This window comes from Loktanella sp. F6476L (assembly GCF_023015725.1).
GTDB lineage: Bacteria > Pseudomonadota > Alphaproteobacteria > Rhodobacterales > Rhodobacteraceae > Yoonia.
This window is the reverse complement of the sequence record NZ_JALKAR010000002.1, coordinates 212,859-228,425: the sequence shown is the minus strand read 5'-3', so window position 1 is coordinate 228,425 and position 15,567 is coordinate 212,859. Positions and strand designations below refer to the sequence as shown.

At 54.5% G+C, this 15,567-nt stretch carries 14 protein-coding genes; 1 reads left to right on the top strand and 13 read right to left on the bottom strand.

The genetic code is table 11. The features are described from left to right. The first annotated feature begins 160 nt into the window (after positions 1 to 160). Complete coding sequence (locus MWU61_RS06375; protein WP_247127453.1) at positions 161 to 841, top strand: LytTR family DNA-binding domain-containing protein; 681 nt, start codon at positions 161 to 163, stop codon at positions 839 to 841. Here MWU61_RS06375 and pdeM read toward each other — a convergent pair. From pdeM to cpaB, 13 genes are all read right to left on the bottom strand, one after another. Further along, positions 756 to 1,445 (bottom strand): ligase-associated DNA damage response endonuclease PdeM, encoded by a 690-nt coding sequence (pdeM, locus tag MWU61_RS06370; RefSeq protein WP_247127452.1) that lies wholly within the window; start codon positions 1,443 to 1,445, stop codon positions 756 to 758. The two genes, MWU61_RS06375 and pdeM, sit on opposite strands and share 86 nt — an antisense overlap. A 39-nt stretch (positions 1,446 to 1,484) precedes the next feature. After that, complete coding sequence (locus tag MWU61_RS06365) at positions 1,485 to 3,896, bottom strand: ligase-associated DNA damage response DEXH box helicase (protein WP_247127451.1); 2,412 nt, start codon at positions 3,894 to 3,896, stop codon at positions 1,485 to 1,487. 82 nt (positions 3,897 to 3,978) lie between these two features. Beyond that, entirely contained in the window at positions 3,979 to 5,289 is a 1,311-nt protein-coding gene (locus tag MWU61_RS06360; protein WP_247127450.1) for an ATPase, read from the bottom strand. Between the two features lie 125 nt (positions 5,290 to 5,414). After that, entirely contained in the window at positions 5,415 to 5,909 is a 495-nt protein-coding gene (locus MWU61_RS06355; protein ID WP_247127449.1) for a prepilin peptidase, read from the bottom strand. A 12-nt stretch (positions 5,910 to 5,921) separates the two neighbouring features. Then, complete coding sequence (locus tag MWU61_RS06350) at positions 5,922 to 6,779, bottom strand: tetratricopeptide repeat protein (protein WP_247127448.1); 858 nt, start codon at positions 6,777 to 6,779, stop codon at positions 5,922 to 5,924. A 29-nt stretch (positions 6,780 to 6,808) separates the two neighbouring features. Continuing rightward, a complete protein-coding gene (locus MWU61_RS06345) occupies positions 6,809 to 7,369 on the bottom strand; it encodes a tetratricopeptide repeat protein (RefSeq protein ID WP_247127447.1) in 561 nt (186 codons plus the stop codon). 15 nt (positions 7,370 to 7,384) lie between these two features. Then, positions 7,385 to 8,356 (bottom strand): type II secretion system F family protein, encoded by a 972-nt coding sequence (locus MWU61_RS06340; protein ID WP_247127446.1) that lies wholly within the window; start codon positions 8,354 to 8,356, stop codon positions 7,385 to 7,387. Positions 8,357 to 8,365: 9 nt separating this feature from the next. Next, entirely contained in the window at positions 8,366 to 9,331 is a 966-nt protein-coding gene (locus MWU61_RS06335; RefSeq protein ID WP_247127445.1) for a type II secretion system F family protein, read from the bottom strand. Between the two features lie 5 nt (positions 9,332 to 9,336). Beyond that, the gene (locus MWU61_RS06330) at positions 9,337 to 10,788 is read right to left on the bottom strand and encodes a CpaF family protein (RefSeq protein WP_247127444.1); all 1,452 of its coding nucleotides are present in this window, start codon (positions 10,786 to 10,788) and stop codon (positions 9,337 to 9,339) included. A 17-nt stretch (positions 10,789 to 10,805) separates the two neighbouring features. Next, positions 10,806 to 12,053: an AAA family ATPase gene (locus MWU61_RS06325; RefSeq protein WP_247127443.1), complete on the bottom strand. Its 1,248-nt coding sequence runs from the start codon at positions 12,051 to 12,053 to the stop codon at positions 10,806 to 10,808. 276 nt (positions 12,054 to 12,329) lie between these two features. Next, the gene (locus MWU61_RS06320) at positions 12,330 to 12,986 is read right to left on the bottom strand and encodes an OmpA family protein (protein ID WP_247127442.1); all 657 of its coding nucleotides are present in this window, start codon (positions 12,984 to 12,986) and stop codon (positions 12,330 to 12,332) included. A gap of 14 nt (positions 12,987 to 13,000) precedes the next feature. Continuing rightward, complete coding sequence (locus tag MWU61_RS06315; protein WP_247127441.1) at positions 13,001 to 14,428, bottom strand: type II and III secretion system protein family protein; 1,428 nt, start codon at positions 14,426 to 14,428, stop codon at positions 13,001 to 13,003. Between the two features lie 260 nt (positions 14,429 to 14,688). Further along, positions 14,689 to 15,561, bottom strand: a complete 873-nt coding sequence (cpaB, locus tag MWU61_RS06310) for a Flp pilus assembly protein CpaB (protein WP_247127440.1) — start codon at positions 15,559 to 15,561, stop codon at positions 14,689 to 14,691. Positions 15,562 to 15,567: the final 6 nt, after the last annotated feature.

The window sequence follows — 15,567 nt, the reverse complement described above, 5'->3', positions numbered from 1 at the left end:
TGATTTTTTAGTTACGGGGTAGGTGTTGCGAAATTTCGGAAGGCAAGTTGCCAAAGTTTTGACGAACGGTCGTATTTTTTCGATGGTCGTTTTCGGGTGCATTTTCTTTTCATTCGCGGGACCGTTTGGCAGTTTCTCGGACTTAAGCGTCGGGGCCCGAATGCTATTTTGGGGCCCCGTTTTTATCGGCGCTTATATCACAAAAGCAGTTACCCACAGTTTGACGGCGACCTTCTTTGAAGGACGGTCTTTGGCCGAAAGTCGGACAATTGATTTTCTCATTTTTAGCGGCGTCTTTTCCCCCATTCTTTTCACCTTTTTGAATTTGGGTCCCGTATCATGGGGCGCAGACAATATTTCGCTGGCTATTTTGTCATCTTGGGTTTTGCTGACCACGGGGACATGCACAGCGCTGTTTGCGCTGATTAATCCGGAACCTGTCTTTGTTGATCCACGTGATGAACCTGTTGAAGAAGCCCCGCTACCACCACGTTTGTTCAGTCGGTTAGGGATTTGTTCGAACGAATTCGCTATCACCCGCCTCACCGTGAACGATCACTATGTGCTTGTCGGCCTGTCCGACGGCAGCGAGCAGCGCCTATTGATGCGGTTATCAGACGCGATTGCCGAAATGGATGATGTCATGGGCTATATCACACACCGGTCCCATTGGGTCAGTCAGGCGCACGTCAAAGGCATTATCTACGAAGGTCGCCGCGAACTGTTGGAATTGACTACGGGAGTGCGTGTCCCGATTAGCCGAACCTACCGCCCCGTCCTTGTTGCCGCCGGACTAATCCCAGAGGCACGGGAACAGCGCGAGACCCAGTTAACACAGTGATCGCCTGTTTGCTAAACAGCTGACGTATCGCGGCATCTGACACCTTTAGCCCACCGGTATAGGCCCCAAAGGCGGGCAGGATCAGACGCTGAGTATCGTAGACGAAACAAGGTCTTAGCCGCCCCATTCCGGGAACACCGTGTTTTGGGTGGTAGTGTCCGGATACTTCGGGCACCGCATCGCTGGCGATATGGCGAAAAGCCACCGTGCCGATAGTCATTTCGCTTAGATGGCTACCGCCTAAATCTACGGGCCCCGGATCGTGGTTCCCTTCGATCCACACCCACGTGCGCCCCGCTTGCAGCCGCAGCAGCGTCGTTTGGTTCGCCTCATCCAGCGCATCGACACCGAGAAGATCATCAAAACTATCGCCCAAACAAACGATCTGCTGCGGATCGAGACGGTTGATCTCTGCTTCCAGCCGATTGAGCGTTTCAAGATTTTCGTATGGCGGGATCAAGGTGCCAGTTCGGCGCGCGATTCTATCTGATTTACCCAAATGCAGGTCAGAGACAACCAAGGTACGATGGTCAGGGATCCAAAGCGCACCGGTGGCTTCAGCATGGAACGTCAGATCGGCGAAGGTAAAAACATGGGCGGTCATAGGGACGGAAGTGCCGCGCGTGCGTGCGATTGGCAAGCGTTATTGGGGCAGTTGGCTTAACCCTGCGCTTTCCATTAGCAATGCGGCAGTGTCGTCCAACAGCTTGTCCTGCGCGCTACCTGCGACCATCACTTTGCCCCGTTCTAACAACATGGGCGCAGACAATGGCGACACGCGATCCAGAATGACATGGTCAATGCGTCCCGCAGTCCGATCCATCATCTCGGCGATACGGCCAAAATCGACAAGCCCGCGCAGCGCCTCTTCCCGTGCGATTTGCAGGATCAGGTGGTCAGGGTCGTACTTATAAAGCGTGTCATACAGGATATCGCTGGAAAATGTTGCCTGCCTTCCGGTTTTGCGTTTTTGCGGCAGATTCCGTTCGATCAGCCCAGCAATCGTCGCGGCCCCACGAAACGTCTTCTTCATCACCGCATTGCCGCCCAGCCATGTTTCAAACCCGTCGGTGATGGCCGTCGTGTCAAACAGCGGGGCAGGATCGGTGACCGGATCAAGCCCCCAAAACAACGTCGCATAATCGGTCGCCACAAACCCCATGGGGTGCAGACCCAGTTGTTCCATCCGTTGTGTCAGAAGCAGACCAAGCGTTTGTTGCGCATTGCGCCCCGCAAAGCCGTAGACACATGTGTAGTGGCGGTCATCGAAATACATGCTTTCGACAAGAATCCGATCTGCCTCGGGCAGTTTGGAAATGTCGCGTTGCAGATGCAGCCATTCAGCGGTGTGCATGGGCAGTTGCGGCCAGCTATCCTGCTGGAACATGCGCAAGATGCGGGCCTGCAGTTGGGTCGATGTCGCGAATTTGGTGCCCATGAATGTCGCGATCTTGGGCGTTTTGGCGGCGTCGCGTGTGACCTGCACGGTCAGTTCTTTCAGACTGTCATAGCGTACAATCTGCCCACCGATCAGGAAGGTATCACCGGGTGTTAGCGTGGCGGCAAAGCTTTCTTCGATCTCGCCTAATGCTTTGAAATTACCCTTGAGTTTAACCTTGAGGGTTTCAGTGTCCTGAATGGTGCCGATGTTCATGCGGATGCGCTGTGCGGCACGCGGATCGCGCAATTGCCACAACCCGTCGGGGCGCTGCATCAGCCGCTGCCATTTGTCGTAGGCCCGCAGCGCATAACCACCGGTGGCGCAGAAATCGAAACAGGCATCAAAATCGGGACGCGACAGGCCGAAAAACGCACCCACGGTTTTCACTTCAGCATACAGGTCGTCCACGTCGAACGGCCCCGCGCAGGCGATGATTAGGATGTGTTGGCACAACACATCGCGCGGACCCGGTCCCTTTGGATCACCGTCCAGATCTTGGGCATGCACGGCCTCTAACGCCGCGACGCATTCCACAACTTCGAACCTGTTTGCAGGCACAAGTAGCGCTTTGGACGGCGCATTATAGCGGTGGTTGGCGCGCCCGATCCGCTGCACCAAACGTTTCACATTCTTGGGCGCACCAACTTGAATAACCAGATCGACGTCGCCCCAGTCAATGCCCAGATCAAGTGATCCGGTGCAAACAATCGCCTTCAAATTACCCGCGACCATGGCCGCTTCGACCTTTTCACGTTGGGATTTATCTAATGATCCGTGGTGGATACCGATTGGCAGCGCCTCTTCATTCGCAAGCCAAAGATTGTGGAAAAAGATTTCGGCCTGTGCGCGGGTATTGTGAAAGATCAACGTCGTATTGTGTTTTTTCACCTGCTCGAGAACCGCAGGGATCGCGTATTTGCCGCCACCACCGGTCCATGGCGGTTGTTCTTCGGTGACGAGCATCTGGATGTCAGGCGCAGGGCCGGGATCGGCATGCAAGATGGGGCAGGGATCAGGATGGCAGGCCAGTTCATGCGCAATCGCGGCAGGGTCTTCGACCGTCGCAGACAGACCAACGCGGCGCAGATCGGGCGACATGGCTTGCAAACGGGATAGGGCAAGCATCAGCTGATCGCCGCGTTTGCTTTCCGCGAGCGCGTGAATTTCGTCGACAATAATGCGCTGGACACCCTTAAACATGCGCGGCGCATCTTCGTATGATGTCAGCAGCGCAAGGCTTTCGGGCGTGGTGAGCAGGATATGTGGCGGGTCAGCGCGTTGTCTGCGCTTTTGCGTGTAAGACGTGTCGCCAGTCCGATCTTCAATGCGGATCGGCAGGTCCATTTCATCAACGGGCGCGCGCAAATTACGTTTGATATCAGCGGCTAAGGCTTTCAACGGTGACACATACAACGTGTGCAAGCCATCGTGCCCGCCATCCGCCAGTTCCACCAATGTGGGCAGGAAACCAGCCAGTGTTTTACCGCCACCAGTGGGAGCAATCAACATTAACGCGGGCAGGTCCTTGCGGTCCAACATGTCTTGCTGATGCGGGTGGATCGACCAACCGCGTTGCGCGAACCAGTTGGTGAATTGGGGGGGCAGGGCGCTCATGCGCTTAAGGTATGGCAAACGCCAGCGGCTGCAATGGGGCGGCCGCTGGAATGCATTGTTTTCTCGAAATGAAGACGTGTCGTTAGTGGATGATGTCTTCTTCTTTGACGAACATGTTTTCCCAGGCACGATCCACCAGTTTTGGTGTCATCTGGTAAGGAATACCTTCAAAGTCACAAATCGCGATCATCTGGTCGATGAGGAAGATCGGCTGATAGTTCGCATAGGCGTTGCCGATTTCCGGATAGCGGTTGTTCAGCAGGTGGATCAACGTGTCTTCATCTAACGGCATCCGACGTTTGCGGGCGACCATCGCGAAGATTTTCAAGAAATCCGCCTGATCCGGCCCGTCAATTTTGATCTTATAGAAAATCCGGCGCAAAGCCGCCTTATCGAAGATCTTGTTCGGGTGGAAGTTGGTCGAGAAAATCACGAGCGTGTCGAATGGCACTTCGAACTTTTCACCAGATTGTAGGGCCAGAATATCTTTGTTTTCTTCCAGCGGAACGATCCAGCGGTTAATCAATGCCTGCGGCGGTTCAGCCTGACGGCCAAGGTCGTCCACGATGAAAATGCCACCGCTGGATTTCAGCTGCAAAGGCGCCTGATAGGTCCGCGCGGTCGAATTATAGACAAGATCAAGCATCGATAGTGAAAGTTCACCACCCGTGATCACGGTGGGCCGTTCGCATTTGACGTAGCGGGTATCAAAACGCCCCGATGTCCGGCGCAGCGAATTCGGATCGTCTGCATCGTCTTCGGCGGCATTATGCACGATGGGATCGTAAACAGTGATCACCTGACCTGAATATTCGATGGCGCGCGGCACGTAGATCTTGTCGCCAAGCGCATCCCGAATACCGTTTGAAATTGATGACTTACCGTTGCCCGGTGGTCCGTACATCAGCACGGAACGTCCCGCACCAACCGCTGGCCCAAGTTGGTCTAGCAAGGCGTCAGGCAGGATCAGATGGCCCATCGCGGACGTCAAACGGTCACGCGATACTTGAATGTTCCGAATGGATTGGCGTTGTACCTGATCGCGGTACACTTCGAGCGGCACAGGCATCGCGCCGAAATATTCAGACTGCGATAACGCATCCAGTGCGCGGGATTTACCGGCATCCGTCAGCTGATACCCCATTTCGTTGCCAGCGGTGGCAGACATGGTGCCTGTCGCTTCCAGCAGCAGTTGGGACCGCGCCATATCGACCAGTTCTTGCACAACGGGGATCGGCAAACAGATCACAGGGCTGAGTTCGCTAACCTGATTGAGGTTCATTCGGAACATGGTCTTGATCAGGATGTCGCGCATCATCGACATGGGCAACTGCATCCCTGCCAGCCCTTTGGGGGCCGGGGGTGCCATAACGGATTGGGTGTGTACGTTCATAATGGGCCTGCTGTCTGACTGCACGAAACACCCCGTTTTGGCGGGGTGATTTAGGGTTCAAACAACACGGGTATTATGGCGAAATGATGAACAAATGACTGGTTTTCGGTGGCATTTGTGATGGCTTAGCGCAGGACCAGCACCATGAGCAGGTAGAACACGAGTGTCATGCCCAATGGAAAACCCATCGGAAACCGTTTGCCAGTTGTCCAGCTTTCCCAATGGGGCACGGCTTTGCGGATCGGGGACATGCGTGCCAAACGGTGCGCGAAGAACCCCGCCAGCAAGCAGGCCGAAAACAATGGGATCATTAGTTGGATGTCGGCTGTAGCGATAAACGGACCTGCAGCCGCGATGAATTTCGCGTCACCAGCACCCATCGCACCCGCAGCGTTTAGGATAATCCCGACCAGCAAAAGAACGGGCAAATGGGTCCAATGCCAAAGATATTGATCAAAAGGCAATGCAATCAGCCCAAGCACGGCGTAGCTGGCGACAAGCGCGCCAACGGCCACGTTCGGAATCTTCATCCGCGCCAGATCGCTAAAGATCACAAAGCCTGAAATAGGAACAGCGGCGAGGAGAAACCACGCCGCTGCCCAAGATGATAAACCGTCCACGTCGTGAAGCCCTTAGTTGGCGACGTTATCTTCGAGGGCGCGCAGGGCACGCGTTGCTTCCTCGAAGTGCTGTGGATGGGTGTCGATCGCTTCACGCAACAGGCCTTTGCCGATGTTGATGTCGTTCTGTTTGATCGCGGTCAGCGCCATTGTGTGCAGCAATTGCGCACGTTCGGTCTGGGTCATCGGGATCACAGGCAGATCGTAGTTGCGCTGTGCGCCGCGGGCCAGAACGATGTTGTTTTTGGCGGTAAACAGTTGTGGATCATGGCGCAGGGCATCTGTGAACAGACGTTCCGCATCACGGTAAGATCCACGTGTCAGGTTGGAATAACCCCAGTTGTTATAAACACTTGCAGGGGTCGTCGTCAGGCCAACGGCCGTTTGGTAAAAGCTGTCCGCTTTTTCCCACTGTTCGTTGCTGTCGGCGATGATCGCTTCAAGACGGTAGCGTTTGAACGTCTCGTGGGTCGGCGGAATAGAATTCAGCGTCGCGGCGGCCTTGTCCCACTGGTTCGTGCGGATATAGGCATCAGCCAGCTCAACGCGGTCTTCGTTGCCTGCGTCAGCGTGGCTTGTCACGGCTTCCCACGCGGAAACGGCTTCAGAACTGCGCTTTGCGCGGATGTAAGATTTGGCAAGGCCGCGCATCAGATCAATCCGGCCCGGATCGTTTTCGTTGGCGCGGGAAAAGTAGCTGACCGCCTCGTCGGGGTCGCTGACTGTCAGGAAGACATCGTTCAAATTGGTTTCGTCAACGACGTTCAGGTCCTGCAAAGCGCGTTGAACTTCGGCATCGCCGGATTTTTCACACGCAGACAGCGCCACGATTGCGGCAATACACATCGGAAAAAGAATAGGGTGGCGCATGTTTTTGCGTCCTTTTTACTGCTCTTACCTCAAAGTGGTGCTGTGAGAGCGAAATCGCCTGTACCCCGTCGCACCAATTCAAATTGTTGGTTTTCTTGTGATTGAGCATAGAAAGGGTCGTTTAACTTTGCGAGCGCCGCGCGCAGGTTGTCCCGAATTTGGTCCGAATTTCCGTTATCCGTGGCAAAAGCGCGACGGAATGCCTCGCTTGCTTCGCCTGTTTTGCCCTGTTCCATCAAAATAACGCCCAGATTGTTCCATGCTGGCGCGAATTCAGGTGCTTCGATGGTAGCACGGCGTAGCCACCGTTCGGCTTGGCCAAGTCGGCCCAATCGCAGGTTCGCGGATCCAAGGGCGGACAATGTATCGGGGTTTAACCCTTGTTGGGCTGCCGCGCGGGTGTAGGCGTTCAAGGCCAGCTCAAACTGTCCGGCTGCCATCAAACGGTGCCCCACGATTAGCCCGTCGATATCGGATTCACCCGCGACACCCGGTGCAAACGGGTCGCCGTCTGAACGTTCAAAGCCGCCTGACGTGCAGGCGGCTGTAAAACTTAAGCCCGAAATGAGTAGGGCCTTTATGATGTGCATGCGTGCCTGCCTTAGTTAGCCACCCAAGTTCTGGGAGATGCCGTAGATCGATGGTCCGATCAAAATGACCAGAAGCGGCGGCACCGTCAACATCATCGTGGCCAATGTCATCTTTGTTGGCAGTTTGTTTGCGGCTTCTTCCGCACGCATCACACGTTTGTCCCGCATTTCAGATGCATAGACCCGCAACGCGTCGGCAATTGACGTACCAAACTGCTGGGACTGCACAAGCACGGTCACAAAGCTGGTGATATCCTGCACACCACACCGTTCAGCCATGTCTTTCAGCACGGCGCCTTTTTCTTTACCAGCTTTCATTTCGTGGCTCACCACTTCGAATTCACCAGCAAGATCAGGGAAGCCTGATTTCAGTTCGTTGGCGACGCGAATGATGGATTGATCCAAAGATTGGCCTGCTTCGACGCAAACCAGCATCATATCAAGACTATCTGGAAAGCCGTTGGTGATTGCTTCGTGGCGCATGGCCTGACGACGCGTGACCCAGTATTTCGGCAGCATGTAGAACGCACCACCCGGGATCAGAACCCAAATCAACAGATCTTGGGTCGTTGTTTCGTCGCCGGAATTGGTCATAGCGTAGACCACACCGATGATCAGACCGATCACACCCAGTGCGAACTGGGAAAAATGGTACATCCGCACGGCGTTTTTGCTTTGGTAGCCGGCTTGCATCAGCTTCAGCTTCACAGCGCTGAATTCTTCTTCGTCCTGTGGTTCGAGGAAGTTCGCGTACTTTTCCAGTTTATCACGACCTGACGCTGCACGCAGCTTTTCAGGCTTGCCCGGCATCTTTTGCACGGTGCGCGTGTTGGCCTTTAGTCGGTCCAGCGGATCAGCTTGCTTTTTCATCAGAATAGGCAGGGTGATCAGGATCATCATGAACCCGAGGGCACCGACCAGCATGACCGGACCAAATGGACCGAGCATGTCTTCAACCATCAGTTTGGCGTTGTTAAAGAATTCCATGGGGTAACCTCAGACCTTAATATTCACGAGCGCCCGCATCACGATCATGTTCGTGACCAAGAACGCAGCAACAATCAGACAAGCAGGGATAAACACGTCGGTTTCCATCACTTCGTCAAAGTAATCCGGCTTGATCAGGTTGATCGCAATCAGCGCCATAATCGGGAAAGCGGACAGCAATTTGCCGGACCATTGGGCCTCGGCCGTAATCGCTTTCACGCGGCGAAACAGGCGGAACCGTGCGCGGATCACCTGCGCCAACCCGTGCAGAATTTCAGCCAGGTTACCACCGGATTGCTGTTGGATCGTCACAGCAACCGCAAGGAAGCGCATATCCTGCATGTCCAGACGTTCTGCCATGGCTTTCAGCGTTTCACCCATGTCGCGACCATATGCCGCTTCATCGGAAATCATGCCCATTTCGGTGCCAAGCGGGTCAGCGATTTCTTTCGCAACGATCTGGATCGCGCTGGAAAACGGGTGACCAACACGCAAAGACCGGACCATCAGTTCAACCGCTTCTGGCAGTTGTTCTTCGATCATCGACATGCGCTTGTTCGCTTTTTTAGAGATCCACATGTAGACCCCGCCGATGCCCATGCCGACGGCCACGAAGATTCGCGTCAATGTTTCTATTTCGGTGGCGAACGTCAGGCCAACAAATGCGGCGACAGATGCGCCCGCCATCACCATTATCAACTGAACCGGTGAAAACGCGATGTTTGCTTTTTGGGCTTTGGACGCCAAAATCGAATAAAGCGGGATGCTTTGCGATCTCATGTGCTGCGTCATTTCCTTACGCAGCTGTTCCAGCACCTGTTCGCGCTGACCACCCTTTTCAAGCAGGGCCAGACGGCGGTTCACCTTGTTATCCAGTTGAACGGATTTCCCGAAGATCAGCAAATACGCACCCTGCACCAAGAAAAGTACAGCGGCGAAAATGACGATATAGATAATGGGTTGTGCTGAAATCATTGGATTTACTCCGCAACCATGGGTTCAAAGATAGCTGGCGGTAGATCGTAGCCCCACAGCTTAAAGCGGTCGGAATACGCGGAGCGCACACCGGTCGCGGTAAAGTGGCCGATAATCTTGTTATCGGGCGTCAGACCCACACGCTGGAAACGGAACACTTCCTGCATGGAAATCACGTCGCCCTCCATGCCTGTGATCTCTGTGATGGATGTCATCCGGCGCGAACCATCTTGCAGACGCGACGCCTGCACGATCAGGTTCACCGCAGATGAAATTTGGGACCGCACCGCTTTCAGCGGCATTTCGATACCCGCCATCGCGATCATGTTTTCCAGACGGGAAATACCATCGCGCGCATTGTTGGCGTGAATTGTTGTCATGGACCCGTCGTGGCCCGTGTTCATCGCCTGCAACATGTCGATAACTTCTTCGCCACGCGTCTCACCCACGATGATCCGGTCCGGACGCATCCGCAGGGCGTTTTTCAGACAGTCGCGCGGGGAAACTTCGCCTTTGCCTTCAACGTTTGGTGGACGTGATTCCATCCGACCTACATGTGTCTGTTGCAGCTGAAGTTCCGCTGTATCCTCGATCGTCAGGATACGTTCGTTGTTATCAATGAAAGATGAAAGCGCGTTCAGCGTCGTCGTTTTACCGGAACCCGTACCACCAGACACGATGACGTTCAGACGTGTGGCAACGGCGGCTTGCAAATAGGCCGCCATTTCTTCGGTAAAGGCGCCGAACTTGACCAGATCGTCAATGCCAAGCTTATCCTTCTTAAACTTACGAATAGAAACGAGCGACCCATCCACAGCCACTGGCGGAACCATGGCGTTGAAACGCGACCCGTCTTGCAAACGCGCATCGACGTAAGGGTTACTTTCGTCAACACGACGGCCAACGGCAGAAACGATTTTATCGATGATCCGCAGCAGGTGCTTTTCATCTTTAAAGGTCACGTCAGACAATTCGAGCTTACCAGCGCGTTCCACAAAAACCTGCTGCGGACCGTTCACCAGAATATCGTTCACAGTGTCGTCTTGTAGAAGCGTTTCGAGCGGGCCAAGACCCGTCACCTCAAAGAACAAATCCTGAGACAGGGTTGTGCGTTCTTCACGGTTCAGAACGATGCCCATTTCCTCAAGGGATTCAGTCGCAATCGCGTTAATCTCTGCACGCAAATCGGCCTCGGACGCGGTTTCAAGCGCGGCAAGGTTCAGATTATCAAGCAGGGCTTTGTGCAATTCCAGCTTGATTTCACCAAGCCGTACTTTGCGGCGCTTTTCTTTGTCCGCTGCAACGACGTCGCCCGCAGGCTTAATCGGCATGGCGCGCATCAAAGACTTCTTAGGTGCCTCTTCTACAACGGCATCAGGAACTGCGGATAGCGCCGGTTTGGCTGCTGCCTTTGCGGTATCGCCGCCTGCACCTGGTTTTTTATACTTCGAAAACATGGTCTTGTTCCTTCCCCTCAGCCTTCAACGGCTTCGGCGGCACCAACTTCGTGGACCGATTTCGCGAGTTTCGCGATTTCTTTGCGCAATGCATTCTTCGGAAGACCAGCCCCCAACGGCAGACCGTGGTCCGCGTTTTGTGCAACTGGTTTGCCACCATCTGGCATCAAAACTTCAATGCTGATGCCAAGGCTGTCGGCCAAACGTTTGACCCGTGATTTGCCGTTCAGATCGGTAAATCCAGGTGCGCGGTTCAGCACAAAGCGGATCTTTTCGAACGGTAGGTCTTCGGCCTGTAGGGCACGTTTCAGACGCAGGGTGTTCTGCGCAGACCGCATGTCCAATTCGATCATGCCGAAATAAACGTGGGCCGCATCGAGAACAGTCTGGGACCATTCCACCATCGTCGATGGCATGTCGATCACAACGTAATCAAAGTGGCTTGCCGCCAAATCCATGATGCGTTGAATGTCTTCCGGGCCAACAAGATCAAGCGGGATCATGTCGAACGGGGCGGTCAGTACGTGCAGCGTGTCTTCGTATGTCGTCATCGCCTGCATGAAGGATTCGCTGTCCATGGATTCGGTGTCGGTCAGCAATTCAACGACGGTTTCGCGACGCGGCAAGTCGAGATAGGTTGCCGTCGTGCCAAATTGGAAATCAAAATCCAGCAAACAGACCTTTGGCGCATCCACTTTTTCAAGCGTCGCCAGTTCCCACGCAAGGTTGACGGCCATGGTCGTCGCACCGATGCCGCCGGACAATCCGTGCACGGGCATGATCACACCATTTTTGCCACCGCCAATTTTCTTCTTGCGGGGCGCTTCGCCTTCAACTGGATCAACATCCATAACTTCTTTTGGTGTCAGGACTCGTTCAATCGCGCGGGCCAATTCGCTTTCAGGAAGCGGGTAGGGGACAAATTCGTCGCCGCCTTCGCGCAGCAGATTGTGCAATGCGGCAGGGCTCACATCTTCGGTGATGAGGATCACCTTGATGCCTTGGGCCTTTGCGCCAGCAATAATCTGACTGATCAAAGCGAGGCGGTCCTCGTCTTCGTGGTCCATCGCGATCGTCAAAAATTTCAGGGAGGCGGCATCTGGCTGCGCCAGAAAAGGAATAGCGTCGTCAAAGGACAGATCGCCCCATTGTTCACCCAGTGCGGCTTCCATGTCTTCGATCAGCAGATCGAAAATCTGGACGTCACGGCTGACTGTACACGCAACAATCGGCTGTGGTTCATGCTGCAAAACTGCGCTGCTCATCACTCAAATCCTCATCATTACGGGATGTTTCCGATGACTTTGGAGGATTCGTACCGGCCCCCTTGATCTTTCGGCCCGCACAAATCGCATGCGGAGAAATCCCTATGATGTGGTTTTGGCCCCGAAACGTGTCGACATTTGGGCCAAAAGATCGCCTTTGTGCGATATTTGGCAACGATCATGGATATTTTTAAACGTTGTTGACGCGACCCATACGGGCCGCGCCAACAAAAAATCATCAAATAGAGAGGCTATTTGGTATGTCGCGATCGCAGTTTAGCCGCCGTCGGCGCCTTCGCTGATGGATTGCGCTGCGGTCACGCCTGTTGGTGGAACAGCACTGGTGACATATTCGCGGAAGATGACCTGCGCGTATTTGCCGTTCAGTTCTGTGCCATCGCCGTCAACAAAACCGGATACTTCCGTGATGGTCCGACGGTTACGACGTTCCATGCTTTGTGTCGCGACAACTGGCTGTTCTTCACCGAAGGATACAACAGCTTCCAAACGGGACCGGCTAATGCCCTGTGACGCAAGGAACGAAACAACCGCTTGTGCGCGTCGCAAGCCAAGACGACGGTTATAGCTGTTAGGCCCAACCAGATCGGTGTGGCCGAAGACCTTAAACCGGACTTCTGGGAACTGTTTGATCCAGTTTGCTTGCGTGGTCAGGGTCGCACGTGCGGCACCGTCCAGTTGGGCAGAATTGAACGCAAAGTTCACAGTTGATTCAACTTCGGACGCAAAGCGGCGCTGCAGGTTGATGGTCAAACCGTTCTGGCCTGTTTGGACCAGGTGGTTGTTCATCGTGGCATTACCGAAGTTGCCGTTATCCAGTTCGGATCCAAGCGGGCGATCAAACGCGCCACCTGATGTTTGGTCACATGCACCCAGCAAAGCAAGAGCTGCAACGGCTGACAGATAGATTTTCATTGGATCATTCCCTCTCAATCGTCCAGCACGTAGCCGTAAGACCCGCTAAAGTCTTGGCGTGCAACTTCACCAGCGCCACCGGCTGTTGGTGCTTCACCTGCGGCAACGCGGCCAAACAGGAACAATTCACGCTCGGTTGGTGGGCGAACACGGTCAGTTGGCAAGGCAAGCGCTTCGCCGCGTGTTGGTGTCACAAGATGTGGCGTTACAATAATAACCAGCTCTGTCTGGCGGCGCGCATATTCAGCGGACCGGAACAGGGACCCAAGCACAGGCACATCGCCCAGCCATGGCACCTGACCATTCAGATCGGTGAAGTCATCAGACAACAGACCCGCGATGGCAAAGCTTTCGCCGTCGCGCATTTCAACAGTTGTTGATGTCTCGCGGCGCGTGAATGCGTCGATCGAGAACCCGCCAGCTGAAACGCCGTTTGATGGGTCGATTGCAGACACCGCAGCAACCAATTCAAGGTTGATGATGTCTTGGTCGATAACCCGTGGAATAAAGTTCAGTTCAACACCAAACGGCTTATATTCAACGGCGATGCCACCTTCACTCTGCGTTGTTGGAACCGGATACTCACCACCGGCAAGGAACTTTGCCTCTTGGCCGCTGAGTGCGGTCAAGTTTGGCTCTGCCAATGTCCGCACAACACCGCGGCTTTCCAAGGCTTCCAGCAGAATGCCAACTTCAAGGCCGCCTGCGTTAAACCCGAACAGGAATGCCCCGTTGTTTTCGTTCACAGCAGGGATTGCCGCGCCGAACGTGCTGGCCACTGCGCCAGAGTTGTTCAAGCTACCTGTACCCGCTGACACGCCCAGATCACCGCCAAGGCCTGTGCCTTGAACCGCGAGGGACGAAGAAAGCGATTTGGATACAGACCGCTGCATTTCTGCAAAGCGGACTTTCAACATCACCTGTTGTGTGCCGCCAACGACCATCAGGTTCGAAACCCGCTCTGGTGCGTAACGGTTCGCCAGTTCAAGGGCGCGATCCAAACGGGCAATCGAAGATACGGTGCCGGAAAGAACAATGCCGTCGTTGGCTGTGCGGACTTCAATATGTTCGCCGGGCAGGATTTGCTCCAGACGTTCTTTGAATTCTGCGATGTCGGGGGTCACGTGGACCTCGACGTTTGTGATCAGGCGCCCATCGGCCCCCAATAGTGTCAATGTCGTGCGGCCCGGTTCCTTGCCCAGCACATAGATCGTGCGGTCCGACAGGGACGAGATGTCCGCGATGCCGGGGTTGGCGATAGAAAGTTCGGTAAATGCAGAGTCGCTCTCTACAACCACAGCGCGGTTCATTGGCACTTGTAGTGCACTTGATGTTGCTCCTCGCAACACGCGTAGTGTTTCCGCTGCACTTGAGGTTGGAACTGTCGCGAACGACAATGCCAAGCCCGCAAGCGCGGCCTTGATAAGGTTCGTATATGTCATGGTGACCTGCCTCTCCGATCACGCCTCGTTAAATGGGTCTTAGCGCCCGATGTGGTGTGACGATGCATTGGATGAGCATTTATTGCAATAATCAATGCGTTGGAGGCTGGTCCTTATGTGGATAACTGGCAACAGATGGGGTTAAACCCTTTAGTCTGTTACACCAAAACGAAGCATCGTGGCCGCTGCGCCACAGAGATTTATGCGAAAACGGCGCCGCTGATGTCAGCGACGCCGTCTATATTAGTCCTTGTCAGCGCTTAGTTCGTGCAAGGAATTTCGACTTCGACAACCTGTCCACCGCTGCGTTGCTTGATAAAGCACTGCTTTGGGGCTTCAACTACGACAGGTGCTTCTTCGACAACTTCGGGTGCTTCTTCTTCGACACCAAGTAGCGTTCTTTGGTCAATCGCAATGGAACTGATCGTCGCCGTATCACCGGCACCAACCAGCGCCAAAGACAGCTTACCAGTCGCGCTCGCTTGGGTCAGGGCCGCCACGTTGGCAGGGCTGACCTGTACAGTCACAGTCCGGGCAATTGCAGCGTCGCTGCGGTTTGAATCGGATGTCTGGTCAATCGCGATCAGTTCAACAGATGACAGGATCAACTGCGTGATGTTTTCGTTTTCACCGCCAGCCGTGCGCAGACTGCCGGACCAATAAACGTCAACACGGTCGCCTGGACGCAGGAAGCCGGACACACCGGACTGCACATCGACGCTGATCGTAAAGGCGCGCATGCCGGGGCTCAGCAGGGACGTAATACCTGCGATATCGCCCGGTTCGGTGACCTTCACAGCCAGAACGGGTTCGTTAATTTCCATCGGACGGGTCACAACACGCAGTTCTTCGTCGCCTTCGGGGAACAGTTCTTCCTCGGTCGTAAAGACGCCTTCGGGCAAGAACGGTTCTGCATATTGAATGACGGCGACGTCATCAGCGGTCAACGTCTCACCATATTTCATTTGGCGTGTAACGGCGTAAACGCCAACGGTCGGAACAACTTCAGCGGCACGCTGCAACAGCAGATCGCGTTCGCTTTGCGTTTCGCTGACGTAGCCGTTCACCATATAAACAGCAAAACCGGCGAGACCCATCCCGACGATCATGACTAAACCAAATACTGCACGCATTTCATT